Genomic DNA, 24,516 nt, shown 5'->3' on the forward strand with positions numbered 1-24,516 from the left:
CTCTTGCAAGAGGCCCGTTTGCCGAACGTTGGCCGCCAAATCGCGGGCAGATCCCGCCATTTCATGGGCACCCCGTGCACATCGGTTGAGTGATCGCCACTCGGCGGCTAGAATATTGCGTCCTATTGCCCTGGGTAGTGTACCCAGGACAGCTGCGAGTGAAGACATCAAGCGTGACAAGCCAAATCAAACTGATCGTGGGTCTGGGCAATCCCGGCCCGGAGTATGCCAAGACCCGCCACAATGCGGGTGCCTGGTACGTGGAGCAACTGGCCCGCTGGCACAATGCCAACCTGCGTGAAGAGCCCAAGTTCTTCGGCCACACAGCCCGTATCCAGGTCGAGGGGCAGGATGTGCGGCTGCTCATCCCGAACACCTACATGAACCTCTCGGGCAAGGCGGTCGCCGCGCTGGCACGCTTCTATCAGATTGAACCGGAAGCAATTCTGGTTGCCCACGACGAGCTTGACCTGCCCCCGGGCATCGCCAAGTTCAAGCAGGGCGGTGGCCACGGCGGCCACAACGGCCTCAAGGACATCATCGCCAAGATGGGCAACAACAATAACTTCTTCCGGCTGCGCCTCGGGATCGGTCATCCCGGCGCCAAGGAGCAAGTTGCCGGTTTCGTGCTGACCAAGGCACCGAGCAGCGAACAGAACCTGATCGACACCGCGCTGGATGAATCCCTGCGCGCCACCGACATCCTGTTCAAACAAGATATGACCAAGGCCATGAACCGCTTGCACAGCTTCAAGGCCGAATAAAGCATGACACGGGCCGCCTGCGGGCGTCCCTTACAGCATCCATCAATAAGGTAACAATCCATGGGTTTTAAATGCGGTATCGTGGGCCTGCCCAATGTAGGCAAATCCACCCTGTTCAACGCGCTGACCAAGGCCGGTATCGAAGCCGCCAACTTCCCGTTCTGCACCATCGAGCCGAACACTGGCGTGGTGCCGATGCCGGATCCCCGCCTTGATGCCCTGGCCGAGATCGTCAAGCCCCAGCGTGTCCTGCCAACCACCATGGAATTCGTGGACATCGCCGGTCTGGTTGCCGGTGCCTCCAAGGGCGAAGGTCTGGGCAACCAGTTCCTGGCCAACATCCGTGAAACCGAAGCGATCGGCCACGTGGTGCGCTGCTTCGACGACGAAAACATCATTCACGTTGCCGGCAAGGTCTCCCCTGCCGACGACATCGAGGTGATCAACACCGAGCTGGCCCTCTCCGACCTGGATGCCTGCGAGCGCGCTATCCACCGTCAGGCCAAGCGGGCCAAAGGCGGCGACAAGGATGCCAAGCTGGAAGTGGAAGTGCTGGAGAAGATCAAGGTGGCCCTGGAAAACGGTCAGATGATCCGTGGCATGAAGCTGGACAAGGAAGAGCTGGCCGCCGTCAGCCACCTCAACTTCCTGACCTTGAAGCCCACCATGTACATCGCCAACGTGGCGGAAGATGGTTTCGAGAACAACCCCTATCTGGACAAGGTGCGTGAAATCGCCGCCGCCGAGAACGCGGTCGTGGTCGTGGTCTGCTGCGCCATCGAGGCGGACATCGCCGAGCTGGATGATGAAGACCGCGCCGAATTCATGGCTGATCTGGGTATCGAAGAGCCGGGCCTGAACCGGGTGATCCGCTCCGGCTACCAGCTGCTGAACCTGCAGACCTACTTCACCGCCGGTGTGAAAGAGGTTCGCGCCTGGACCATCCCGGTCGGCGCCACTGCCCCGCAGGCGGCAGGCAAGATCCACACCGACTTCGAGAAGGGCTTTATCCGTGCCCAGACCATCGCCTTTGAAGACTTCATCACCTACAAGGGTGAGCAGGGCGCCAAGGAAGCGGGCAAGATGCGCGCCGAAGGGAAAGACTACATCGTCAAGGATGGCGATATCATGAACTTCCTGTTCAACGTCTAATCGCGTTTCCCTTTACTACGGGTCAACAGGCCCGGACCAAGGTAATACGGCAGACAACCAGAAGCCCATCCGGCAACGGATGGGCTTCTTCTTTAGCGATTCCCCCTGTTTCTTCTCCATCCTCCCTATCCCCCAGCCCCTTGAGCAACCCCTGCTACCCTGCGTTTACTGTGAGGACAGCCCTACGGATGAGAGCGACATCCAACAGCAGGCCAGCACGGGATCCGCCCCCCTGCCACTGAGCCCTCTATTACCTTGCCCAGAGGAGCAGCGAAAATCCCCACCCCCTCTGCCCGATTGAAGCAGGCAAAAACGGCCTCACAGCATATTTGCCTACAGCAACCCGATACAAAGCGCATTTATCTCCCAGCCGGAGGCACCAAACGGCTGATTTTAAACGATGCGACTCATGGAGAATGATCATTGTGACGACAGAATCCATGGCAAAGGGCTGCAAGCTCGCTCTCTTCACCCTAACCTCATGACAGTGCAGCAATTCCACGCCCGAGTTTTGCTGTATCCTGCTTGCCGAAAGAGTGGGAATGATTTAAAAAAATGCAGATTGTTGGGCTTTTGCGCAACAGAGGCCAATAACTGGTCAAACGCACTCAAATTGAGTTTTTCTGGCAAAAAAAGGGTTGACGCCCCAGAGCCAGATACGCATAATTCGGCCCGCACGGTGACGAGGTAACGACTCACCGGAAGCAAGGTTGGCTATGTAGCTCAGTTGGTTAGAGCATCGCACTCATAATGCGGGGGTCACAGGTTCGAATCCCGTCATAGCCACCATCTCTAGTTGGGGTATCGCCAAGCGGTAAGGCAGCGGGTTTTGATCTCGCCATTCCTAGGTTCGAATCCTAGTACCCCAGCCATTATTTCAGTTGTCGGCATTCAGGTGCCGGTAACAGGTCAAGGGAAGCATTGATGAGTGTTGAACTTGTCAATGTGTCCAGGTTCAAATCCTGGTATCCCGGCCACTTTTTAGAGATGTTTGATAGACTCTGTCAGGCATCGCTGTTGGGGCATCGCCAAGCGGTAAGGCAGCGGGTTTTGATCTCGCCATACCTAGGTTCGAATCCTAGTGCCCCAGCCATTTTTGAAAGATGTTTGATAGTCTCTGTCAGGCATCACTGTTGGGGTATCGCCAAGCGGTAAGGCAGCGGGTTTTGATCTCGCCATCCCTAGGTTCGAATCCTAGTACCCCAGCCATTTTTCTGTTCTCTTCCACTCAGGTGGTTGATAACAAATGGCTATGTAGCTCAGTTGGTTAGAGCATCGCACTCATAATGCGGGGGTCACAGGTTCGAATCCCGTCATAGCCACCATTTTAAAATGTTCCTTTCAATCTCATGATTGTGAAGAACGCTGTTGGGGTATCGCCAAGCGGTAAGGCAGCGGGTTTTGATCTCGCCATTCCTAGGTTCGAATCCTAGTACCCCAGCCATTTTTCTGTTCTCTTCCACGTCTGTGGTCGATAACAAACGGCTATGTAGCTCAGTTGGTTAGAGCATCGCACTCATAATGCGGGGGTCACAGGTTCGAATCCCGTCATAGCCACCATCAATTTGCGGAAGTGGCGAAATTGGTAGACGCACCAGATTTAGGTTCTGGCGCCCTAGGCGTGAGAGTTCGAGTCTCTCCTTCCGCACCATTGAAAAGCGTCATCAAACAGACCAGCCCAGGCTGGTTTTTTTGTATCTGGCAGTTGCCTCTTCCCCCCTGTTCTCTCTTTTTCTCCTTTTCGATTGTCACGACGCCCATCGTCCGGCTTGTCCATAAAAAAGCGGCCCGCAGGCCGCCATCGTTCAGGTTCTAGTTCAGAACGGGAAAAACCAGGGGATCGCCACCACGCTCACCCCCATCACCAGCAGGGTGAAGGGAACGCCGATGCGGATGAAGTCAGCGAAGCTGTAGTTGCCCGGCCCCAGCACCAGGGTGTTGACCGGTGACGAGACCGGCGTCATGAAGGCAGCCGAGGCGGCAATAGCGATGGTCATGGCAAACGGATAGGGCGAAACCCCCATCTGCTGGGCCGTCCCCAGCGCAATGGGTGCCATCAGCACCGCCGTCGCCGTGTTGGAGATAAATAGCCCGATCACGGCGCACAGGGCAAACAGGCTGGCCAGCATCACCCTGGGCCCCATGTTGCCCACCAGCGCCATCAGGCCATCGACGATAAGATCCACCCCACCGGTTTTTTGCAGTGCCAGCGCAAAGGGAAGCATGCCGACGATAAGGATCAGGGTTGGCCAGTGGATGGACTTGTAGGCACTCTCCATGTCGATGCAGCGGAACTTGCCCATCAACAGGCAGGCGATAAGGGCTGCAATCACGTTTGGCACGGGATCGGTCACCATCAGCAAAATCATCACCCCGAGCGCGATCAGGGCGTGAATGGCCTGGCTGCGGGCGGGCGCCATCTCGTCCACCTCGGCCGGTAGCCCCATCAGCAGAAAATCGCGGCTATGGGTCTGCAACTGCCGGATATGGCTCCAGTTGCCCACCACCAGCAGGGTATCCCCCATCAGCAGCGGCTCGTCCACCAGCTTGCCCGCCAGCGCCTCCCCGTCGCGGCGGATCCCCACCACACTCAGGCCATAGGTGGAGCGAAACGCCACCTCGCGGATGCTCTTGCCCAGCAGATTGGATTCGGGAATGAGGGAGACCTCCGCCATACCCACCTCCCGCGCCTGATCCGAGAAGTATTCGCCGCGCAGTATCATGGGTTCGAGCCGCGCCTCGCTGCAAAAGTGACGGACATCCACCCCGGGATCGGACATGTCGATCAGCAGCACGTCCCGGGCCTGAAACTCGCTGATGCCGGAGACGGGCACCATCACTCGGCGAAACTTGCGCCAGCGCTCCACCCCGATGACGTTGGCGCCAAAGCGGGCGCGCAGCTGCAGCTCGTCCAGGGTATGGCCAATCAGGGGGGAATCGGGCCTCAGCCCCAGCCGGCGGGCCCGACCGGTCAGGCGATAGTCGCGGATAAGGTCGCGCAGGGTTCGCCGCCCCGGCCCCTTGCTGACGCCGGACTCCCCCTGCCGCACCAGAGAGTCACGCACCAGCAACATGTAACCCAGGCCGCACACCAGAATCAGGGCCCCAAGAGGGGTGAAGCTGAAGAAGGTGAAACCGTGGATGCCATGGCGCATCATCTCGCTGTTGACCACCATGTTGGGGGGCGTCGCCACCAGCGTCATCATGCCGCTGATAAGGCCGGCAAAGCCGAGCGGCATCATCAGCCGGCCTGCCGGTATCTCCATCCGGTTCGCCACGCTCAGCACCACGGGAATGAAAATGGCCACCACGCCAGTCGAACTCATCACGGCGCCGAGGGTCGCCACTGCCACCATCAGCAACACCAGCAAGCGGGTTTCGCTGTTTCCCGCCACCTTCACCAGCCAGTCACCCACCTGATAGGCGATGCCGGTGCGTACCAGCCCCTCCCCCACCACGAACAGGGCGGCGATCAGGATGACGTTGGGGTCGCTGAAGCCTGCCAGCGCCTCCTGCAGGGTCAGGGTGTCGCTCAGCACGAACAGGATGACCACACCGAGGGCGACCACGTCCATGCGCACCTTGTTGGTCATGAAGAGATAGATGGCCCCGGCCAGCAGGCAGAGCACCCAGATCAACTCGGAATTCAATGACACCTCCTTTTTACCGCCCGGTTTATCCTCCCGAAGAGTGGACTCTATCAGACCACAGCCTGAGCGCTATCGTCTTGTTACATATCAATAAACCCCGGCCCCTGATGAGCCATAACTCATCAAGGCTTGAATAGGAACATCACTGGCGATTTCTTTGATATGACGCAAGCCGGGGGCGGACAAAAGTCCTGCCCCGCGATCCGCATCGGCCCTAGAATGGCCACCTCGCGTCATTCCACACTGCCAAGGACAAGCAAATGAGCATATTCGAGTGGTTCAGTATCAATCACACCCTGGTGACCATCCCCCTGGGCGGTGGCTACGCCATGTCATGGATCGAGGCCATCGGCACCCTGTTCGGCCTGGCCTGCATCTGGCTGGCCAGCCAGGAGAAGACCATCAATTACCTGTTCGGTCTCATCAACGTCACCCTGTTCGCCATCATCTTCTTCCAGATCCAGCTCTACGGCCTGTTGCTGCTGCAACTGTTCTTCTTCTGCGCCAACCTCTATGGCTGGTACGCCTGGACCCGCCCGACCAACGATCAGGGTGACCACCTGCAGATCCGCTGGCTCAGCAAACCCAAGCTCATCGCCACTGCGCTGGTGAGCGTGCTGGCCATCGCCCTGCTGACCCGCTATATCGACCCTGTCTTTGCCGCCTTGGCTCGCACTTCTGTCTCCCTGCTCAACGCCTTCGGCGCCGGTCTGACGCTGCCGGAGCCACAGCCCGACGCCTTCCCGTTCTGGGATGCCACCATGACGGTGCTCTCCGTGGTCGCCCAGATCCTGATGACCCGCAAATACGTGGAGAACTGGATCCTGTGGGTCGTCATCAACATCATCAGCGTCGGCATCTATGCCGCCCAGGGGGTCTACGCCATGTCCCTGGAGTACCTGATCCTGCTGTTCATCGCCGCCAACGGCACCCGCCTCTGGGTGTTGGCCGCCAAACGCCAGCAACAAGGGGCCTGAGCCATGACCCTGTTACCCCATCTGCAATGCCGCCCGGATCAGATTGCCGAACGGGTGGTGCTGTGCGGCGACCCGGCCCGGGTCGACCGCATCGCCAGCCAGCTAGAGCAGTGCGAGTCGCTCGGCCAGCATCGGGAATTTCGCCTGATCAACGGTCACTACCGGGGGCAAGCCATTACCGTCTGCAGTACCGGCATCGGCGGGGCTTCTGCCATCATCGCCCTGGAGGAGCTGGTGCAATCCGGCGCTCGCACTCTAGTCCGGGTCGGCTCCGCCGGTGCCCTGCAGCATAAGATAGCGCTGGGGGATCTTATCGTGGTGGAAGGGGCCATTCGTCATGACGGCGCCTCCCTGGCCTATCTGCCCGCCGAGTACCCCGCCTGCGCCGATATTCGGCTGCAAGCCGCCCTGCTCGACCATATCGCCGCCAGCGGTCATCCCCACTGGCACGGGCTGGTGCGCTCCCACGACAGCTTCTACCGGGATGACGAGCTGGCAGTGTGCCGCTACTGGCATCAGCGGGGCGTGCTCGGCGCCGACATGGAGACCGCATCGCTCCTGACGGTGGGGCGCCTTCGCCAGGTGCGGGTCGCCGCCGTGCTTTGCAACGTGGTGCCGTTCGAACAGGATGTGCAGCAGGGTGTGGGCGACTACGCCAGCGCCGAGCAGGCCATGATGGCTGCCGAGCGGCTCGCCGCCACCGCTGCCCTCGAGGCACTGGTGCAATAACGCCGCAAACCGTTAACTGCGGCACATCCCGCCTGACGCGGGCTGGTATCCGGCCCGCGCTCTTGCTAGCCTCATGCCCCTTCATCAGGTTCATCAGGTTTGCCATGCAGCGACAGCCCTACCCCATCGGGCGCTTTCACGCCGAACTCAAGGCCCTCGAACCCCGCTTTGCCGCGGCGCTGGCCGAGTGCAGCCTGCATCTACGCCGCTACCTGCCGGGGGAAGCCATCATGTGCCAGGGGGAGCAGAGTGAATGCCTCTATCTGGTGGAGAGTGGGCGGGTCTCCCTCAACAGCACTGTGCACTCGGGGCGCATCTTCCAGCTCGGGGAAATCGCCTGCCATCACCAGATCTTCGGCGAGATGGAGTTCTTCAGCGCCACCCCGGTGCAGTGGAGCGTGGTGGCCGAGACCGAGCTGGATGCCAGCGTGATCTGCGCTCACAAGCTGGCCCAGCGGCTGCTGGACGAACCTGCACTGACCCTCTTCTTCGCTTCGGCCCTGGCCAGTGACTACCTGGATACCCTGGAGATCACCACCAGCCGCTTGCTGCACCCCATCGCCTACAACATCGCCTTCGAGCTATGGCGCGAGCGCCAGCGCACCCCCATGCTGGGGTCGCGCAAACGGGCCCGTGAGGCGGCGCGTTTCGGCACCACGGAGCGGGTCTATCGCCGCGCCCTCAAGGAGCTGATCGAGCAGGGGATCCTGAGCGAGGGGCCCGACGGACCCGCCATCGCCGATCTCGCCAAGCTGCGCGCCTATCTCGACCTTTGACGTTTAATCACCATCGGAGTCCCCATGTCTGTTTCCAGCTACCCCGAGTTCACCTTCTTCAGCCGTTTCGTGGCCGATATCCAGGCGGGCCGCAAGACCATCACCATCCGCGACGAGAGCGAGGCGGGCTGGCAACCGGGCCAGCACCTCGCCCTCTTCACCAACCCGGAGCACCAGCCGTTTGGCACCATAGAGGTGCTGTCGGTCACGCCGGTGGCCTTCGACGCCCTGAGCGAGGCACACGCCCGCCAGGAGAATATGACCCTGGCCGAACTGAAAGAGGTGATCCGCGCCATCTATCCCGCGCTGCCGCCACTCTATGTAATTGAATTCAAACTGGTTGAAGCCTGATTTTGTGAACCGCCGCATGCCGCTTCGCTTGTGCTCCCGAATAGGAAGCGCACAATACCTGTTTTTATATACAGGCATTGTGCATCATGGAGAAACAACTTGAACCGGCCATTGCGGCCATGGTGGCAGACTTCATTGCAGCGGGTTGCCCCAAAGCGAGTGATCTGAGCTGGGAAGAGAGGCGGGCAGGCTACCTCGCCTCTGCCGAACTGGGTGGCGAACGGGAGGAAGTAGGCTGCATCGAAGAGTGGCTGGCAGAGCATTACGCCATCCGCCTCTACCAGCCTGTCGCTCCCTCACACTCCCCTTCTCCTGCGCTGATCTACTTTCATGGCGGCTGCTTTGTCAGCGGAGAGTTCGAAACCCACGACCGCCAGATGCGGATGTTATGCAACCGGGCCAATGCGCTGGTGTTTGCCATACACACCCGCCTCGCCCCCGAGCATACCTATCCGGCCGCCCATGATGATGCCCTGGCGGCAACCCTTGCCATCATGGCCGATATCACAAAGTGGCAGGGAGACCCGAACCGCATCGCGCTCGCCGGGGACAGCGCAGGCGGCCATCTTGCCCTCGTGACCACCTTGCGCCTCAAGAAGAGAGGCGCCCCGCTGCCGGCCGCCCAGATCCTCATCTATCCGATGCTCGATGCCCTGGGAGAGAGCGAAAGCTATCGCCAATTCGGTGACCACTACCTCATCACCCGCGACATGCTGTTAAGCGGTTTTCAGGCCTATCTGGGCAAACTGCCCGCTAGTGACCATCAGGTGAGTCCGCTTCGCCACCCCGCCCTTCAAGGCCTGCCCCCGACCCATATAGTGACCGCCGAATACGATCCCCTGCGGGACGAAGGAGAGACCCTCTATCACAAGCTGCTGCAAGCAGGAGTGAGCGCCACCTGCCAGCGGCAACTCGGAGTGATTCATGGTTTCTTCCAGCTGGCAGGAGTCAGCCCGGCGGCTCGCCAACTTATCGCCCGGCTCGCGGCACTGATAAAGGAGTTATAAAACAGCTGCAATTGCATCCATTTTGGTCCGACTTTATAGTCTACAACTTGTTCCAAACGCGACTGGCTTCCGACCATGCTTAATAGTGCCAACCTTGCTCCCCACGAAAGATGGTGGCTGACTTTGACCTCGCCGCAGATCGCCTTCCAGACCGAGTGGCGGGAATACCTCAAGCCCACCTCCCTGCGAGAGGGGCTCGAAGAACCCGATACACTCGCAGAGGACTGGGGCATTGAGAATCGTCTCGACTTGCACCGGCAGGTCCGTCAGCTGGCCTTTGGCGACTGTCACGGGCATCTCATGCTCGAGGAGTACGGCGCCTTTCACTGCCTGCAACCAAGCCAGTGGCAAGCCATGCGAGAGCGCGCAACCTCGCCGCGTCACCGCGCCTCACTCGACTTCGTGGCTCGTACCGCCCCCTATATCGGCCCTCATGGTGTGCAGGCGTGGGACTATGGGCGCGCATCCTATCTGACCCGGGAAGGACTTAGATTAGGTTGGGTAAGCGAGGAGGAGTTCGGCTTTATCCACAACCATCTCGCCCACCAGGCTCGTCGGCGTTATGGCTCCTGGGAACAGTACACCCAGGCCTGGTATGCCGGCCGCTGCCTATGGAAATTCAGTCATGAAGAGGGGGAGCCGGAGCAAGCCGCCCAGGCTCTGCTGCACGGCTGGATTGCCAGGGAGATGAGGACAATGCTGGCCGATGCGCTCAGGGATAAGGAGAACCCGATCCACGGACAGAGCTGGTACGAGGTCCCCCTACCCGACATAGAACAGCCCCAAAGCCTCATTGACCTCCTCAACAGCGAGCCGCAGGAATAAATCATGGATATCTGGCAACGACTCGGGCTTCAAGAGACCGACGATCTGGCCGCTATCAAGCGCGCCTACCATATCAAATTGCGTGACTGCCACCCGGAAGACGATCCCGAAGGCTTCCGCCTGCTGCGTGAGGCTTATGAAGAAGCCAGCCGGCCGCGTCCGGCCATGAGTGACGCCTCGAAGCCACAGACCGAGCTGGTTCGTCCGGCCGACGCTGCTGAACTGACCGCCCTGTTTGAACTGCTTGGCGATGCCAGCCGGCGCTTTGTCATGACCGAGTGGGATAAGTGGCAGACATCGCTGCAGTCGCTTTCGCTGGTCCAGCAGAGCCAGCTGTCGGACGAGGTGCTGCAACGCATCTTTCAATGGCAATGGCTGCCAGCACCGGTGATCGAGCGTCTCTGGCAAGCGCTCGACTGGGCGTCACTGCTGCGCCTCGCCGGCGACATGCAAAAGAAGGGGGAATTTCTCGACTGGTGGCGTCAGGCGCCGCTGGCAGCCCCTCTGGAGTGGCTTGCCACCCTGGACCACGCCCGTCAGCGCGCCGTGCTGGCCTTCTATCAACCACTGCTGCTGTCACTGGAGGCCGGTGATCGCAACGGCGTGCTGGGGCTCATCTATCACTATGCCCTGCCCATCGTCGGTGACCACCCGGATCTGCTCCGGCTGCAGTTGCGCGCGCTCCATACCGCCGGTACTGACGGTGATGCCACCCACCGCCTTGCGCTCACCCTGGCTCTGCTCGAGCAGGATCACCTCAGCGAAGATGACTGGCACCTGCTCTCCGACGCCAGCCTGCGCTGCGGCAAGGAACAGCTGGTGATGCAGGTTGCCGGGGCACTGGAAGAAAAGGGCCACGAGGCGCTGCTCGCCAATCACCTCATCCAGTGGCACCTGGGCAGCGATCAGGCGCTGTCCCGCTGGCTGCAGGCATTTGCCACCGCCCAGAAGTGGCCCACCTCGCGCAGCGCCTATTGGGAGCCCCAGTGGCTGATGCTGCCCTGGCAGCAACCGGACCCAGTGGAAGAGTGGCTGCACGACCAGATGCTGGGGTTTGACAATATGCCGCTCACCGCCCTGGCGCTGGACGCACTACCCGGCACACGCGGTGCCCTGGCCCGCCTCTGGTGGCACAGCGAATACGGCACTTGGCAGGCACTGGAAGCGGCACTGACACAGCCCGAGCTGACCGAGGCCGAGGGCGGCTGGCAGTACCTCGCACGCCTGCTGCAACGCCACGCTCACCGCAAACTGGCCGAGCGGCCAGCACTGCCCCTGCTTGACGCACTGCTTGCCCGCTATGGCAGCGATGACTGGCTAGCCACCTCGCCACCCAGTGCCGAACAGATTGCCTGCGCAACGCCGGAGCAGTGGCTCGAGTGCCTGCGCCGCTATCCGCTGCTGCCGGACGCCTGGTTCAAAGCCATCGCCCAGCGTGCCAGCAATGAAGGATGGGATGAGCGGATGATGCAGGGGATGCATCTGGGCGCCCGTCTCTCCCATCAACGCTACTACAGCGAAACGGTGCTCAGCGATGCCTGGCATGGCGAGAGCTGGCCAGGCTGTTTTCGCTGGGCGCAGTTCTACTATGCCCGGCCCTGGACGCCGAAACAGCATCTCGACGCCATTCGCCAGTCGATGGGCTCACTGCCGGCCAGTCAGGAGGACACGCCGCTCTCCACCCTCCTGCGTCTCTGTGCCCAGCCCACCCTATACCAGGCTGCCATCATGGACGCCTGCGCCCGCTGGCCGCAGCAGTACGTGTTGTCGCTGGAGCTGCGCAACCAGACCGAACTCCTCAAACGCTCCGATGTCGGCGACGAGGCGCTTCTCGAACGCGCACGCTTGAACGAACTGCCCGCCTTGGCCGCCCTGATCGACCGACGACTGGATAACGAACCGGATCTGGCCTGCACCATAGTGCTGTGGAACCTGCTGCTCAGCCACAAGGCAAGCAACGAGTCCTATGGCTACATTTTGACACCGCTGCGCGAACGGCTCGAAAAACTGCGCCAGGCACAGGGGTTAGCATTGGAAGTCTACCCCTACGCCGAAGAGTCGCTGATTTACGCTTACCTGCAACAGGACCCCGACAATATCACCACGCTGGAAGAACTTGAGAAACACCACCCGAACGAAGCGGCGGCCAAGTTTGTCTATCCCGTCTGTTATGCTCTGGCCATGCTGGCTCATGATTTTGGCAGAAATGGCTTTCAGGCCCGTCAGCTCGACCCGCTTTACAAGCAACGGGACGACCTCACGCCAGCCCAGCAGGAGGTGCGCTCTCTGGTGCAGGGCTATCTGGAGGACAAGCTCAACGCCCAGCTTGAACATGACAGGGCACACGCCAGAAAGCGTTTCAGGCTACAAAGCGGTGCACAGCTGATGTTCGTCAGCATACTGTCCGCCATCCTGCCCTACTTCGTGTTTCCACTGGAACCATCCCTGCGCGAAGTCCTCGCCTCCGGCTCCCCCTACTGGGTGGAATATTATTCCCTCGGTCTGGATATGGCGGCGATGCTGTTCATGAATCTCTATCTGATGTGGCATATCTGCCGAGCCCAGACACGTCCGCGTACCAGTCGGAACTATCTGCTCTGGAGCCTGATCTGGCTAGCCATCGCGTTCTACATCAACAGCGCCTGGCTGGCGGTCCCCCTGTGGCTCGGCCACCTCGTCATGAGCAGCCGGCTAAGACCGGGCGCACTGCACCGTGGCTGGCCCAGGGAGTTCTACAAGCAGGGCAGGATGTCGCTGAGCGACATCCTCGACTAGTGCCACTGCTTGAGCAGTTTGTTCATCTGCTGGCGGAACGAGTTGATGACTTGCGGGTCCTGGCTGGCCAGGACCCGTTCAAACTGCAGCAGCCACTGTTCGACCTGGCGCCGCTCGTCACCGATGCTCTCTTCATAGAGTTGCTGTAATCGCTCGCTCAGGGTCAGATTGGGTAACGCATCGCGCGGATGCTGCTTGAGGCGTGCGAGCCGCTCGCGACTCTCGCGCTTGCCCTCTTCGGTCACGCCAGCCGGACTTCGGTCTATCACCTTCTGGAACTGCTCACCCGAACTCACCAGGGTCACGTCCACCTCCAGCATGCCGTTGATGTCATAGCTGAAACGCACGTCCACTTCCTGAATGCCCTTGCCGGTCGGCAACGGGATCTCGAGATCGTCCACATGCAGGTTGTCCCGCACCCAGAACCGCTCCCCCTGATAGATGCTGATGCAGACGGACTTTTGCTGTTCATGGCCGCTGTGGTAGCGCTCTACCCGTGAGGCCGGCACCACTATATTGCGCTCGAGGATGGGACTGAACACGCCACTCTGATCCCCTTGATTAACCGCAATCCCCAAGGTAAAGGGACAGACGTCGGTCATGATAAGCTCCTCCACCGCACTGTCGCGCAGGCGGCAGGCTGCCTGGATAGCGGCCCCCATGGCGACCACCCGATCCGGATCCAGCTCGTGGCGGCCAAAGCGACCGAGCAGGCGCACCGCCGTTTGCTGCACCTCGCTCTGGCGGCTCGCCCCACCGACAAAAATCAGTTCGTCGACCTCGTCGGGCCGCAGGCGCGCATCGGAGAGCGCCTGGCTCAGCGGCTTGCGCAGCCGGTTGAGGGTCTCGCGCCAGATGTCGGCCAGCTCGCTTTCGGAGAACCCGAGCGTCCGGTTCCACTCCGCACCAAGCTCGACCTCAAGGCCGCTACCACTGCGATGACGTTTGGCCCGCTCGCAGGCCAGATAAACTTGCCCGAGTTGGGAGAGCGTCAGTTCGCCGCGATCGGTGTCGAGCCTGCCAAGCACCGCATCGACCAGATCCTGGGTAAAGTCCTCGCCACCGAGCCGGTTGTCCCCCGCCGAGGCGCGTACCTCCATGATGCCATCCTGATATTCCACCACGGTCACGTCGAAGGTGCCGCCCCCCAGGTCAAACACCAGAAAGCGGCGGCTGTGCTGCTCGTGCAGGCTGTAAGCCATGGCGGCGGCCGTCGGCTCGTTGATAAGGCGCACGGCATCAAGCCCGGCCAGCTCGGCCGCCAGCCGCACCTGCTTGCGCTGCTGATCGCCAAAATAGGCCGGCACCGAGATGACCACTTCGCGTACCCCGTGGCCAAGCCAGGCCTCGGCATCCGCCTTCAGACTACCCAGTATCAAGGCGCACAATTCGGTCGGATTGTACTGCTCCTTGCCCAACCGGTAGCGCCGCTCGCTGCCGAGAAAACGCTTGAAGTGGGAGGCAGTATTGGAGGGATGAGTCAGCAAGCGGGTGGCTGCTGCCTGGCCCACCAGCAGGGTATCGTCCTCACCGATACAGACGATCGATGGCGTCAGCTCCTCCCCATGGGCATTGGGAATGAGGTGAGCCTTGCCCTCCCGCCACACGGCAATCGCGCTGTTGGTTGTCCCCAGATCGATGCCGATGGCCGGCGTCGGAACCGCTGTCATGACGATACCTCTACGTATGTTGAGTCCATTTCAGAATCTGGATTGTCGCGATGGAGATTGTTCGCAGTCAAGTGGAACTCTATCTTTGAGCCCTTTTGCTCATCCTCATTGTCCTTTTCCGAGCCGTACGGCATTTGGCCTTTATGGATCAATATGTTAATAACATTGGACTCATTTTTATCAGGAGGATGCCAAGTGACAGACTGGTTGGCGTTAGCCCAGTGGAAGGAGGGCATGCTGCACGGCGTGGAGCTGGTTCAGTTTTCCCTCGAACTTATCTCGGTGGCCTGCGTGGTCATCGGCCTTGGCAAAACCCTCTGGCTGGCGGCCCGGGAACGGGATCATGAACCCGGCTTTCCGCGTATTCGCCTCTGTTTCGGCAGCTGGCTCATTCTGGCGCTGGAGTTCCAGCTCGCCGCCGATATCCTGGCCACCACCATAGCCCCGAGCCAGGAAGAGCTGATCCGCCTGGCGGTGATCGCGGTGATCCGCACCTTTCTCAACTACTTTCTCGGCAAGGAACTCGAGGAGCAGCGCGAGCAGCAGAAAACCTGATATGGCGGCAAGCCTTGCCACCCCGAACCTGGCGGCGAAAAAACTCACGGGTTGACGCACGGGCGCAAGCTGGGTATTTTGCGACCAGAATTTTTGTAGGACTGCTTTCAATGTTGTACATCCTGTTCAAATGCTCGGTCAGGAGGCTGTGCTCCGTGCACTAACACGATGAAGTGTTGCCCGGAGCCCATCGACTGAATCTTCATCAGCTGCGCGAATGCCCTCTCTTTGGGAGGCCGCCCCGCATCTGATGAAAACAGGAGACACAGGCCGGCGAGATGCTTCATCGCCGGCCTTTTTGTCTCTGCCATTTGGCAGCGTTTCACCTTGCTGAGACGGGGGGCCGGTACGTCGCGTACCTGCCCCCCGTTTTTTATGGATGTTACAACCATGAGTGTGCTCACTATCCACAACCTGACCTATCACATCGGCGACAAGACCCTGTACCAGCAGGCGAGCTTTCGTCTCCACGCCGGCGAGCATGTCTGCCTCACCGGCCACAACGGCGCCGGCAAGAGCACCCTGCTCCAGCTGATCCAGGGGGAACGCCTGCCAGACGGCGGCGACATCCTCTGGCAGCCCGGCATCAAGGCGGGCTATCTCGATCAGCACGCCGCGCGGGATGGCCACCTCACCCTGCGGGGCTACCTGCAGTCGGTGTTCGCCGATCTCTATGAGGCGGAAGCCGAGATGCTGGCCCTCTACGCCGACCCCGAACTGGGGTCGCGGCAGCTGGCCCGGGCGGCCGATCTGCAGGCGCACCTGGAGAGCCAGGGTTTTTACCAGTTAGATCCGCGCATCGACGAGGTGGCGGCCGGCCTCGGCCTGACCCAGCTCGGCATGCAGACCCTGCTCGCCAATGTCAGCGGCGGCCAGCGCCACAAGGTGATGCTGGCCGGCCTGCTGCTGCGCACGCCCGAGGTGCTGTTGCTCGACGAGCCGACCAACTACCTGGACACGGCCCACGTCGACTGGCTGGCGGGCTACCTGGAGCGCTTCCCCGGCGCCTTCCTGGTGGTCTCCCACGACCGCGCCTTCGTCAATCGCATCGCCACCGCCATCGCCGACATCGACCGCCAGCAGATCCACACCTATCGCGGCAACCTCGACCAGGCGCTGGCCCAGAAGGGCGCAGCCGAGGCGCTGCACGCCCGTCAATACCAGGCCCAGCAGCGGCAGATCGACAGGCTCGAGCAGTTCATCGCCAAGAACGGGGCCGGGGTCAACGCCAGCATCGCCAACGGCCGCAAGAAGCAGCTGGCGCGCATCGAGCGCCTGGCGCCCCCCGAGCAGGCCAAACCGGTCACCCTCAGCTTTCGCGCCGCCCAGGGAGGCCACCCGCAACTACTGGCCGCGAGCGAGCTGGAGATCGGCTACCACCAGCCCCTGCTGGCGCCGCTCAGCCTGCAGCTGCGCCACGGCGAGAAGGTGGTGATCGCCGGCTTCAACGGCATCGGCAAGTCGACCCTGCTCAACACCCTGACCGGCCGCCTCGTCCCGCTCGCCGGTGAGCTGGCCCTGGCCCCCGGCCTCAAATCGGGTTACTTCGAGCAGGCGCTGCACTGGCCCGATCCCGCGGCCACCCCGCTGGCTCTGGTCAAGGCCGTCGCCCCCGGGCTGGATGACAAGGGTGCCCGCCAGCAGCTGGCGCGCCTTGGCATCGGCGGCAAGCTGGCCATCCAGCCCATCAGTGCCCTGAGCGGCGGTGAGCAGACCCGGGTCAAGCTGTGCCGACTGGCGTTGCAGCCCACTCATCTGCTGATATTGGATGAGCCGACCACCCACCTGGATGCCGGCACCAAGGCCGCCCTGCGTCAGGCCCTGTGCGACTACCCGGGTAGCGTGCTCGCCGTCTGCCACGAGCCGGCCTTTGTGGCCGACTGGCCGGATCGGGTGGTGGACATCCAGCAGTTCGCCGCCGTGTCGACCCAAGCTTAAGGAATAAAAATTATGTTACTGAAAGTACTGCTGTTTTTGATTGCGTTTCTGGTCGGGGCCGACGAGCTGATGCTGGGCCCCCTGCTCGCCCCCATCGGCACCGAGCTGGGCGTCGCCCCGGAACGGGTGACCCTGTTCATCACCGCCTACAGCGTGGCGCTGGCCCTCATCGCCCCCCTGCTCGGCGGCCTGTCGGATCGCCACGGCCGGCTGCGGGTGATGCTGCCGGCCTCCCTGCTGTTTGGCGCCGCCTCGGTGGCCACCGGCCTGGTGGCGAGCTTCGAGGTTGGGCTGGCGACCCGGGTGATCACCGGGCTGGCCAGCGCCGGCATGCTCCCCATCGCCTTCGCCATGGCGGCGGACGGCGCGCCGGCCGACGCCATGAAGCGCATCGCCTGGGTGCAGTCGGGACTCACCCTCGGCATGATCTCGAGCCCGGCGGTGGGCGCCCTGCTGGCCCAGCTCAGCAGCTGGCGCACCCCCTTCATCGTGCTCGGCCTCTGCGCCTGGGCCGTGGCCGGCGCCTTGGCCTGGCTCACGGCGCGCACGCCGCAGGTTCATGCGAACGGCACGCCCCCCGCGCCGCAAGGCTCGGTGCTGGCCATTCCGGGGGCACTCGGCGCCCTGCTCGCCATGGGGTTGGGGCTGGGGGGCGGCATCGGCCTGTTCAACCTGGTCGGCCAGCACCTGCACGACAGCCAGGGGCTGCCCGTCTGGTCGGTGGGGCTGCTCTACGGCGCCCTTGGCGTGATCAGCGTGGTCGGCAACGTGCTGATGCCGCGCCTGGCCGGCTATGTGGAGAGCGGCCGCCCCCTGATGCGCGGCGCCCTGGTGGTGTGCGCCCTGGTCAGCGCCTTCTTCTACCTCTATCCGGCCGGCAGCCTGGCCAGCCTCGCCCTGCCGCTGGGTCTGTGGGCGCTGGCCGGCGGCATCGGCTCGCCGGCACTGCAGGGCTACATCGCCCAGCTCGCCCCGGCCCAGCGCGGTATGCTGATGTCGCTGGCCATGACCCTGATGCACCTCGGGGTGGCGCTCTGGTCCGCCGTCGCCGGCTTTGCCTACAGCGCCGGCCTCATGGCCATGGCCCTGCTGGCCCTGCTGCTGTTTGGCGGGGCTATCCTCGCCCTGCGCCCGGTGCGACTGGCCGGCTGAGTGCAACAGCCTGGTGCCGACACCATAACAAAAGGGCTCCCGCAGGAGCCCTTTTTATCTATTGCCTTGCCATCAGGCGTGCATGTCGGCCAGCTCGTGGCGTTTCAACGCCAGTAGCGTGATGAGCAGTGCGGCACTGGCGATCAGCGCCATGCCGATATAGGTGGTGCTGAAACCCGGGGCCAGCACGGTCGGGCTCAGGCTGGCCAAATTGTGGCTGGAGCCCGTTGGCAGGGCGGAATGGAACAGCACGGCGCAGATGGCAACCCCGACCGCGCCCCCCAGCTCCCGGCCGAAGTTGAACAACGACATGCCGATGCCGCGATCCTCCCGTGGCAGGGCATTTTGCACCACCACCGAGAGGGCGGGCAGCACCAGTCCCAACCCCAGGCCCGCAAAGCCGAGGGCCAACCTGACCCAGGCGTCGAAGTGGATTTGCCACAGAGCCAGCGCCGCCAGGGCAAACCCGACCACCACGAAGCGCTTGTAGCGGCCGGTGTGACTAATGAGCTTGCCACCGACAAAGGCCCCGACGGTGATGCAAACCATGAAGATCACCAGGCTCACCCCGCTCTCGCTGGCACTCATCCCCTTTTGCCATTGCATCTGGAGGGGCAGATAGACCAGCATGGCGAACATCAGCAGCTGAGAGAGCATCGCCAGCAGCACGCTCACCAGATAACCGGGCAGCCGCGCCAGATGGGCCGGCAGTATGGGGTCGTGGGCACGGCGTTCGATCTGGATCAGCAACAACAGGGCGAGCACCAGGGCGGCGGCCAGCCAGATGGCGGGCAGGGCGGTTTCGGGCGACAGCAGCAACAGAGTCAGGGTGGTGACCGTGATGAGCAGGCCCGCCCCCTTCCAGTCGAAGCGACTGTGGCGACGCACATTGAGCTGCTTGAGGTTGCGGTTGATGAGCCAGAGGGCGAGCGCCCCCAGTGGCAGGTTGATCCAGAAGATCCAGCGCCAGCTCAGCTGCTCGGTAAAGTAGCCGCCGAGCAGGGGCCCGGCGATGCTCGAAACCGCATAGACCATCGAGATATAGCCCTGATATTTGCCCACCTCCCGCGGCGGTATGGTGTCGGCGATGACGGTGAAGGCGAGCGCAATCAGCCCCCCTCCTCCCATCCCCTGCAGCACTCGCGCAGCCAGCAAGGTCGGCAGATCCTGGGCCAGGGCACAGGCGACGGAACCTGTCAGAAACAGTCCAATACCGATGTTGAGCATTCTCACCCGGCCGAACTGATCGCTCAGCTTGCCGTAGAGAGGGAGCACTGCGGTGGCAGCCAGCAAGTAGGCGGTGACCACCCAGGTGAGAGCGGCACCGGCGTTCAGCTCGGCGCCTATCATCGGCAGCGGCGTGGTGACTATGCTCTTTTCCAGTGAGCCCAGGGCGATCACCAGCGCCACGCTCGAGAAGATGGTTTTTGGGGACATGGAACGACTCGCTATTCAGGCTGGCCAACTCGGCCTATCACGGGCAGATCATTGTCACACAAATCAGCAAGAGGACAAAAATGGCCCTCTCCCGCACAACCATGAAGCAGATCCCACTCATGCCGCACCCAATCTGCTAGTCTGCTCCATTTGCTCCGAGGAACCGCCATGCATGCCTACGACAGTTTTGCTCATTACGACGCCCTGATCTTCGACATGGATGGCACCCTGGTGGACTCCATGCCCCTGCATCTGGACGCCTGGGCGCTCACCTGCGCCGAATTCGGCATCCCCTTCGAGCGCGCTCAGCTCTACCAGTATGGCGGCATTCCGACCCGCAAGATCATCGCCATGCTGGCCGAGCAGCAGGGGCTGACGGTCGACGTCGAGGCCTTCGCCCGGCGCAAGATTGCTCTCTATCTGGAACAGATCGATCGGGTCAGCGTCTTTCCTGCCATGTGGGAGCTGGTCCGGCAGTGCCACGGCAAGATACCTATGGGCATTGGCACAGGGTCGCCGCGCAATCAGGCGGAGTCGATCTTAAAGAGCACCGGGCTTGATGCCTATATCCAGGTGGTGGTGAGCGCCGATGATGTGAGTAACCACAAGCCACATCCGGACACCTTCCTGGAGGTGGCCAGACAACTTGGGGTCAATCCGGCCAACTGCCTGGTCTTTGAGGACACCCAGATCGGGATCGAAGCCGGCAAGGCGGCAGGGATGGAAACCATGCTGGTGATTGAGGGAGAGCCGGATCCGCGATAGTACAGATTGAGCGAATGCTCCCCACAAGCGAGGAAAAGAGCGGCGGTTGGCCGGGAAGGCGGGATCAGACTCCCGACACGCCGGTTATGGTAGCAGGGTGCGAGTTGGCCACATAAAAGTCGTCATGTGCCCCGAGCGCGTTCTCCATCTCCTCCTGACCTTGCAGTTGCGCCAGGGCGGCTGCCGGGCTGTCGGCAAAGGTAGGGGCCGCAAGGGGAGAAAAACCCTGCTCAATCAGATGGCCACGCTCGTCACCATAGCTGGGCGCATTGGCATCGAGATAGGTAAGAGCCTGACCTTGCTTGAAAAAATGATAATAAGGCATCGAACGACCCCCTAAAAAGAAAGCGCCATTCTACCCCTTTTCCCATCCCTGCCCGGGACGCAATTGGTGATCCCCTTCACAATTTGGCCAACAAAATGGACACACTTGCAGGAGTGCAGGAGCCTTTCCCTCTCTCCCATTCTCGACAACTGTCCCCATTCTATCGCCAGCAATAAAAACGCCTCCCGAAAGGAGGCGTTGCTTATGTCACTCTGGCTATCGCCACATGTGCGACGAGAGCGCCATTACATGGCGTTGGTGGATTCGAAAATCTTGTCGGCCGACGCCTCGACGAAACCCGGGTAGAGGGTGCCGTCGGCCTGCGGGTAACGCAGGGCAAATTCGTAGAAGCAGCTCGGGATGGTGTGCACACCGTCGCTGAAGGCCACATCGGCCTTGTCGGCCATGGTGGAGGATTGCTCCAGCATCACCTGCGGATCCCCTTTCACCTCGCCACCCACACAGTTGAGCACGAACCCGGCCGCTTTCAGCGCCGCATTCACCTGCTCTATGGTGTCGAACTCTTTGAGCTGGTTGATGTTGACCGTGAAGTGGTTGGCACGATAGCCCCAGGCCGCCATCCAGGCGGCGTACTCGCTTTCCGCCAGCAGGGTCTGGTAGTCGGCCCAGGAGACCTGCCAGGGCGCACCGGCGTAGAGGAAGGCATGGGTATCGGTCAGGTGAGCGGGGACCTGATCCACCAGCTTGTGGATGATGTCCTGGGCCGCCGGGGAGAGTTCCTCCACCTTCAGCTCGCTGATGAATACCTTGGGGGCATCCGGATCTTTATGTTCGAAGTGCTTGGCGTAGAGCTTCTTGGCCTTGAACTCATACTCCCCCTTCTGCTCGTAACCGAGCGCCAGGAAGTGGGCCGCCAGCTTCTCCAGCCCCAGCGTGGGCAGGTTGTAGGTACGAAACGCCACATGGTCGTTGATGATGGGCTCGCCGCCGCCCAGCAGGGCATGCACCTTGAGGGCGCTCGGCGTTACCTTGATGTAGTTGTCCCACAGATGACTGAACAGGGTATCGATATCCTTTTGCATCTCTCTTTCCTTTGATTGCGGGTACAGACAAGGGCACCCAAAGGGTGCCCCTTTTTCGTTATTGTCAGAAAGTCAGGCCGGGGGACAGCTGCTCCGGCATGCTCGCCTTGCTGTCTTCGACGGAGGCTACCGGATACGCACAATAGTCGGCGGCATAATAGGCGCTTGCCCTGTGGTTGCCGGAGGCTCCGATACCGCCAAACGGCGCGGCACTGGAGGCGCCTGTGATGGGCTTATTCCAGTTGACGATGCCGGCGCGGATGCGCTTGAAGAAGTGCTGCCAGTCAGCTTCCTTGTCGCCAAGCAGGCCGGCCGAGAGGCCGAAACTGGTGGCGTTCCCTTGATCGATGGCGGCATCGAAGTCGTCGTAACGAATGAGCTGCAGCAGTGGGCCGAAGTACTCTTCATCCGGCAGCGCGGCGACACCGGTGACGTCTATGATGCCCGGGGAGACGAAGCCGGTACCCGCTTCCAGGTGCTTGAGGGTGAGCAGACTCTCTCCCCCCAGCGCTTGCAGGTTGGCTTGTGCCGCCACCATGCCCAGCGCCGCCTTCTCGCTGATCATGGCGCCCATAAAGGGTTGAGTCGCATCATCGTAATGGCCGACCCTGATCTGACCGACCACCTCCACCAGACGCTTAACCAAGGCATCGCCTCGCTCACCACGCTCGACAAACAGGCGGCGCGAGCAGGTGCAGCGCTGGCCGGAGGTGATGAAGGCGGATTGCACGATGGCATGGACGGCACCGTCGATGTCGCTCACGTCTTTCACGATCAGCGGGTTGTTGCCGCCCATCTCGAGGGCCAGGATCTTGCCGGGTTGGCCGGCAAACTGTTGATGGAGCAGGTGGCCGGTGCGGGAAGAGCCGGTAAAGAAGAGACCGTCAATGCCGGGGTTGCCCGCCAGCGCCTTACCGGTCTCGACCTCACCCTGCACCAGGTTGAGCACGCCCTTGGGCAGCCCCGCCTCCTGCCACACCTCGACCATGGCCTCGGCCACCATGGGGGTCAGCTCGGAGGGTTTGAACACGACTGTGTTGCCGGCGATCAGCGCCGGAACGATATGACCGTTGGGCAGATGGCCCGGGAAGTTGTAGGGGCCGAACACGGCGACTACGCCGTGAGGCTTGTGGCGCACGAAGGCCTTGGCACCCGGCATGGGATTCTCGACCGTGCCGGTGCGCTCGTCATGGGCGCGGATGGAGATGGCGATCTTGCCCTGCATGGCGGCGACCTCGGTGCGGGTCTCCCACAGCGGCTTGCCGGTTTCGCGGGCGATGGTCAGCGCCAGTGCCTCCTTGTGCTCGCCAAGCAGGTCGGCGTAGCGGCGCACGATGGCCAGACGCTCGTCGAGGGCCAGATCGGACCAATGATAGAAGGCATGGCGGGCGGCCTTGACGGCGGCATCGACCTGGGCGGCGCTGGCGGCCTCCCCTTGCCAGATCACCTGATTCTTGGCCGGATCCTTTGATTCGAACGGCTTGCCTTCACCGGCCAGCCACTGGCCATCGATAAACTGCACTAAATGACTCATCCATTCACTCCCTGTGGTGTGCAGGCAGCCGAGGCTGCCTGTTTCATATTCGGTATTGCCGCCAGCCGGATCAGTCGAGATCGACGGCTCGCACCATGTCGCCATCCTGCACCTTGAGCGCCGCCGCCATCTTGGGTGGAATGATGGCTTCCTGCTTGTCGTGATCGACCCGGATATTGCCGTAGCAGGCGCGGTATTGCTCGAAGCGGGTGTTGCAAAGGAGGTAAGGGTGACCACCGATGGGCTCGCCGATCAGCACGCGCAGCTTCTGGCTGCGGCGCACACTGCGGATGTTCTTCAGCTCGCACTCCACCGCCGGGCCCGCGTCGAAGATGTCGACGTAGCCACGGTTCACAAACCCCTCGTCCTGCAGCATCTTGATGGCCGGGCGGGTCTTCTCGTGAGTCTGGCCGATGACGGCACGCGCCTCCTTGCTCAGCAAGTTGACGTAGATGGGGTACTTGGGCATCAGCTCGGCGATGAAGCGCTTCTTGCCGATACCGGTCAGATAGTCGACGGTGGGGAAATCCATCGAGAAGAAGTGGGTCTGCAGCCACTCGTAGAAGGGGCTGTGGCCATCGCTGTCCGAAACGCCGCGCATCTCGGCGAAGACGGTTTCGTCAAACAGTTCTGGGTGCTCGGCCATGAACAGGAAACGGTGCTTGGAGAGCAGGCGGCCATTGAGCCCCTCGCGGGCGCATTCACGCAGAAACAGGGTGCAGAGCTCGGAATTGCCGGTGTAGTCGTTGGAGAGGGTGAGGGTCTCCACCACGTTGTAGACACCGAGCTTGGGGGAAGAGTGCACCACCTTGCCGATGTGATAGTTGTAAAACGGCTGGGACAGGCCGACCGCGGCGTCGATGGCACAGGTACCGACCATCTCGCCGGTCTCCAGATCCTCGGCCACGAAGAAGTAGAGGCAATCCCCCTTGCCCGCCGGTTTGTCCGAAAAAGTCTGGGTCGAGGCATCGATCTTGCGCTGCAATAACTCATCGTTGACGGGCAACGAGGTCATGCCGGTGCCGGACTCGACGGCGCAGGTCTTGAGCCCGGCAAAATCTTTTTGCTCGATGGGACGGATAACCAACATA

The 24,516-nt window shown here is 61.7% G+C and carries 20 protein-coding genes and 8 tRNA genes; 21 read left to right on the plus strand and 7 right to left on the minus strand.

The annotated features are described in order from the left end of the window. Nucleotides 1-173: 173 nt before the first annotated feature. The 10 genes from pth to ACB028_RS02500 all read left to right on the plus strand — a co-directional run bounded on the left by pth (nucleotide 174) and on the right by ACB028_RS02500 (nucleotide 3,567). Nucleotides 174-764: an aminoacyl-tRNA hydrolase gene (gene pth, locus ACB028_RS02455; protein ID WP_371143405.1), complete on the plus strand. Its 591-nt coding sequence runs from the start codon at nucleotides 174-176 to the stop codon at nucleotides 762-764. A gap of 60 nt (nucleotides 765-824) precedes the next feature. After that, on the plus strand, nucleotides 825-1,916 hold the full coding sequence (ychF, locus tag ACB028_RS02460; RefSeq protein WP_026457962.1) for a redox-regulated ATPase YchF: 1,092 nt from the start codon (nucleotides 825-827) through the stop codon (nucleotides 1,914-1,916). A gap of 712 nt (nucleotides 1,917-2,628) precedes the next feature. Then, a tRNA-Met gene (locus tag ACB028_RS02465) sits at nucleotides 2,629-2,705 on the plus strand. Between the two features lie 8 nt (nucleotides 2,706-2,713). Beyond that, nucleotides 2,714-2,788 (plus strand) — tRNA-Gln (locus ACB028_RS02470). Nucleotides 2,789-2,934: 146 nt separating this feature from the next. Then, nucleotides 2,935-3,009 (plus strand) — tRNA-Gln (locus ACB028_RS02475). Between the two features lie 41 nt (nucleotides 3,010-3,050). After that, nucleotides 3,051-3,125: transfer RNA gene (locus ACB028_RS02480), tRNA-Gln, on the plus strand. Between the two features lie 39 nt (nucleotides 3,126-3,164). Further along, nucleotides 3,165-3,241, plus strand: a tRNA-Met gene (locus ACB028_RS02485). A gap of 44 nt (nucleotides 3,242-3,285) precedes the next feature. After that, nucleotides 3,286-3,360, plus strand: a tRNA-Gln gene (locus tag ACB028_RS02490). A 39-nt stretch (nucleotides 3,361-3,399) separates the two neighbouring features. Further along, nucleotides 3,400-3,476 (plus strand) — tRNA-Met (locus tag ACB028_RS02495). 7 nt (nucleotides 3,477-3,483) lie between these two features. Then, nucleotides 3,484-3,567, plus strand: a tRNA-Leu gene (locus ACB028_RS02500). 166 nt (nucleotides 3,568-3,733) lie between these two features. Here ACB028_RS02500 and ACB028_RS02505 read toward each other — a convergent pair. After that, nucleotides 3,734-5,566 (minus strand): SLC13 family permease, encoded by a 1,833-nt coding sequence (locus ACB028_RS02505; RefSeq protein WP_371143406.1) that lies wholly within the window; start codon nucleotides 5,564-5,566, stop codon nucleotides 3,734-3,736. Between the two features lie 260 nt (nucleotides 5,567-5,826). Here ACB028_RS02505 and pnuC point away from each other — a divergent pair, with 260 nt between their 5' ends. From pnuC to ACB028_RS02540, 7 genes are all read left to right on the plus strand, one after another. Then, nucleotides 5,827-6,543, plus strand: coding sequence for a nicotinamide riboside transporter PnuC (pnuC, locus tag ACB028_RS02510; RefSeq protein ID WP_026457987.1), 717 nt, complete (start codon nucleotides 5,827-5,829; stop codon nucleotides 6,541-6,543). Nucleotides 6,544-6,546: 3 nt separating this feature from the next. After that, on the plus strand, nucleotides 6,547-7,272 hold the full coding sequence (locus ACB028_RS02515) for a nucleoside phosphorylase (protein ID WP_371143407.1): 726 nt from the start codon (nucleotides 6,547-6,549) through the stop codon (nucleotides 7,270-7,272). 104 nt (nucleotides 7,273-7,376) lie between these two features. Continuing rightward, a complete protein-coding gene (locus ACB028_RS02520) occupies nucleotides 7,377-8,048 on the plus strand; it encodes a Crp/Fnr family transcriptional regulator (protein ID WP_371143408.1) in 672 nt (223 codons plus the stop codon). A gap of 24 nt (nucleotides 8,049-8,072) precedes the next feature. Beyond that, nucleotides 8,073-8,399: a N(4)-acetylcytidine aminohydrolase gene (gene yqfB / locus ACB028_RS02525; protein WP_371143409.1), complete on the plus strand. Its 327-nt coding sequence runs from the start codon at nucleotides 8,073-8,075 to the stop codon at nucleotides 8,397-8,399. Between the two features lie 86 nt (nucleotides 8,400-8,485). Beyond that, on the plus strand, nucleotides 8,486-9,406 hold the full coding sequence (locus tag ACB028_RS02530; protein ID WP_371143410.1) for an alpha/beta hydrolase: 921 nt from the start codon (nucleotides 8,486-8,488) through the stop codon (nucleotides 9,404-9,406). A 75-nt stretch (nucleotides 9,407-9,481) separates the two neighbouring features. Next, nucleotides 9,482-10,231 carry a DUF1266 domain-containing protein gene (locus tag ACB028_RS02535; RefSeq protein ID WP_042025645.1) on the plus strand — a complete coding sequence of 250 codons (750 nt, stop codon included), beginning with the start codon at nucleotides 9,482-9,484 and terminating at the stop codon, nucleotides 10,229-10,231. 3 nt (nucleotides 10,232-10,234) lie between these two features. After that, nucleotides 10,235-13,006 carry a J domain-containing protein gene (locus ACB028_RS02540; RefSeq protein WP_371143411.1) on the plus strand — a complete coding sequence of 924 codons (2,772 nt, stop codon included), beginning with the start codon at nucleotides 10,235-10,237 and terminating at the stop codon, nucleotides 13,004-13,006. Here ACB028_RS02540 and ACB028_RS02545 read toward each other — a convergent pair. After that, nucleotides 13,003-14,676, minus strand: a complete 1,674-nt coding sequence (locus ACB028_RS02545) for an Hsp70 family protein (RefSeq protein ID WP_371143412.1) — start codon at nucleotides 14,674-14,676, stop codon at nucleotides 13,003-13,005. The two genes, ACB028_RS02540 and ACB028_RS02545, sit on opposite strands and share 4 nt — an antisense overlap. 234 nt (nucleotides 14,677-14,910) lie before the next feature. Between ACB028_RS02545 and ACB028_RS02550 the strand changes: the two genes are divergently transcribed. From ACB028_RS02550 to ACB028_RS02560, 3 genes are all read left to right on the plus strand, one after another. Further along, nucleotides 14,911-15,231, plus strand: a complete 321-nt coding sequence (locus ACB028_RS02550; protein WP_371143495.1) for a DUF1622 domain-containing protein — start codon at nucleotides 14,911-14,913, stop codon at nucleotides 15,229-15,231. A 390-nt stretch (nucleotides 15,232-15,621) separates the two neighbouring features. Next, nucleotides 15,622-17,169 carry an ABC-F family ATP-binding cassette domain-containing protein gene (locus ACB028_RS02555; RefSeq protein WP_371143413.1) on the plus strand — a complete coding sequence of 516 codons (1,548 nt, stop codon included), beginning with the start codon at nucleotides 15,622-15,624 and terminating at the stop codon, nucleotides 17,167-17,169. Between the two features lie 12 nt (nucleotides 17,170-17,181). Continuing rightward, a complete protein-coding gene (locus tag ACB028_RS02560; RefSeq protein WP_371143414.1) occupies nucleotides 17,182-18,321 on the plus strand; it encodes an MFS transporter in 1,140 nt (379 codons plus the stop codon). A 72-nt stretch (nucleotides 18,322-18,393) separates the two neighbouring features. Here ACB028_RS02560 and ACB028_RS02565 read toward each other — a convergent pair whose 3' ends face one another. After that, nucleotides 18,394-19,758: an MDR family MFS transporter gene (locus tag ACB028_RS02565; RefSeq protein ID WP_371143415.1), complete on the minus strand. Its 1,365-nt coding sequence runs from the start codon at nucleotides 19,756-19,758 to the stop codon at nucleotides 18,394-18,396. Between the two features lie 168 nt (nucleotides 19,759-19,926). On the opposite strand from ACB028_RS02565, the gene ACB028_RS02570 reads away from it, so the two are divergent. After that, nucleotides 19,927-20,523, plus strand: coding sequence for an HAD family hydrolase (locus ACB028_RS02570; RefSeq protein WP_371143416.1), 597 nt, complete (start codon nucleotides 19,927-19,929; stop codon nucleotides 20,521-20,523). Nucleotides 20,524-20,587: 64 nt separating this feature from the next. Here ACB028_RS02570 and ACB028_RS02575 read toward each other — a convergent pair whose 3' ends face one another. From ACB028_RS02575 to astA, 4 genes are all read right to left on the minus strand, one after another. After that, a complete protein-coding gene (locus ACB028_RS02575; protein ID WP_371143417.1) occupies nucleotides 20,588-20,848 on the minus strand; it encodes a hypothetical protein in 261 nt (86 codons plus the stop codon). A gap of 245 nt (nucleotides 20,849-21,093) precedes the next feature. Next, nucleotides 21,094-21,891 carry a DUF1338 domain-containing protein gene (locus tag ACB028_RS02580; RefSeq protein WP_371143418.1) on the minus strand — a complete coding sequence of 266 codons (798 nt, stop codon included), beginning with the start codon at nucleotides 21,889-21,891 and terminating at the stop codon, nucleotides 21,094-21,096. 64 nt (nucleotides 21,892-21,955) lie between these two features. Next, entirely contained in the window at nucleotides 21,956-23,425 is a 1,470-nt protein-coding gene (gene astD / locus ACB028_RS02585) for a succinylglutamate-semialdehyde dehydrogenase (RefSeq protein WP_371143419.1), read from the minus strand. A gap of 70 nt (nucleotides 23,426-23,495) precedes the next feature. Beyond that, nucleotides 23,496-24,515 (minus strand): arginine N-succinyltransferase, encoded by a 1,020-nt coding sequence (gene astA, locus ACB028_RS02590; RefSeq protein WP_124239825.1) that lies wholly within the window; start codon nucleotides 24,513-24,515, stop codon nucleotides 23,496-23,498. Nucleotide 24,516 lies beyond the last annotated feature (1 nt).

It is taken from the genome of Aeromonas sp. S9(2024), from assembly GCF_041403185.1.
Lineage (GTDB): Bacteria > Pseudomonadota > Gammaproteobacteria > Enterobacterales > Aeromonadaceae > Aeromonas > Aeromonas enteropelogenes.

What these genes read in the sequence shown, in the direction of transcription:
- ychF (WP_026457962.1), top strand. Translation starts at nt 825, where the DNA reads ATGGGTTTTAAATGCGGTATCGTGGGCCTGCCCAATGTAGGCAAATCC.
- pnuC (WP_026457987.1), top strand. Translation starts at nt 5,827, where the DNA reads ATGAGCATATTCGAGTGGTTCAGTATCAATCACACCCTGGTGACCATC.
- ACB028_RS02515 (WP_371143407.1), top strand. Translation starts at nt 6,547, where the DNA reads ATGACCCTGTTACCCCATCTGCAATGCCGCCCGGATCAGATTGCCGAA.
- ACB028_RS02520 (WP_371143408.1), top strand. Translation starts at nt 7,377, where the DNA reads ATGCAGCGACAGCCCTACCCCATCGGGCGCTTTCACGCCGAACTCAAG.
- yqfB (WP_371143409.1), top strand. Translation starts at nt 8,073, where the DNA reads ATGTCTGTTTCCAGCTACCCCGAGTTCACCTTCTTCAGCCGTTTCGTG.
- ACB028_RS02530 (WP_371143410.1), top strand. Translation starts at nt 8,486, where the DNA reads ATGGAGAAACAACTTGAACCGGCCATTGCGGCCATGGTGGCAGACTTC.
- ACB028_RS02535 (WP_042025645.1), top strand. Translation starts at nt 9,482, where the DNA reads ATGCTTAATAGTGCCAACCTTGCTCCCCACGAAAGATGGTGGCTGACT.
- ACB028_RS02540 (WP_371143411.1), top strand. Translation starts at nt 10,235, where the DNA reads ATGGATATCTGGCAACGACTCGGGCTTCAAGAGACCGACGATCTGGCC.
- ACB028_RS02545 (WP_371143412.1), bottom strand. Translation starts at nt 14,676, where the DNA reads ATGACAGCGGTTCCGACGCCGGCCATCGGCATCGATCTGGGGACAACC.
- ACB028_RS02550 (WP_371143495.1), top strand. Translation starts at nt 14,911, where the DNA reads ATGCTGCACGGCGTGGAGCTGGTTCAGTTTTCCCTCGAACTTATCTCG.
- ACB028_RS02555 (WP_371143413.1), top strand. Translation starts at nt 15,622, where the DNA reads ATGAGTGTGCTCACTATCCACAACCTGACCTATCACATCGGCGACAAG.
- ACB028_RS02560 (WP_371143414.1), top strand. Translation starts at nt 17,182, where the DNA reads ATGTTACTGAAAGTACTGCTGTTTTTGATTGCGTTTCTGGTCGGGGCC.
- ACB028_RS02565 (WP_371143415.1), bottom strand. Translation starts at nt 19,758, where the DNA reads ATGTCCCCAAAAACCATCTTCTCGAGCGTGGCGCTGGTGATCGCCCTG.
- ACB028_RS02570 (WP_371143416.1), top strand. Translation starts at nt 19,927, where the DNA reads ATGCATGCCTACGACAGTTTTGCTCATTACGACGCCCTGATCTTCGAC.
- ACB028_RS02575 (WP_371143417.1), bottom strand. Translation starts at nt 20,848, where the DNA reads ATGCCTTATTATCATTTTTTCAAGCAAGGTCAGGCTCTTACCTATCTC.
- ACB028_RS02580 (WP_371143418.1), bottom strand. Translation starts at nt 21,891, where the DNA reads ATGCAAAAGGATATCGATACCCTGTTCAGTCATCTGTGGGACAACTAC.
- astD (WP_371143419.1), bottom strand. Translation starts at nt 23,425, where the DNA reads ATGAGTCATTTAGTGCAGTTTATCGATGGCCAGTGGCTGGCCGGTGAA.
- astA (WP_124239825.1), bottom strand. Translation starts at nt 24,515, where the DNA reads ATGTTGGTTATCCGTCCCATCGAGCAAAAAGATTTTGCCGGGCTCAAG.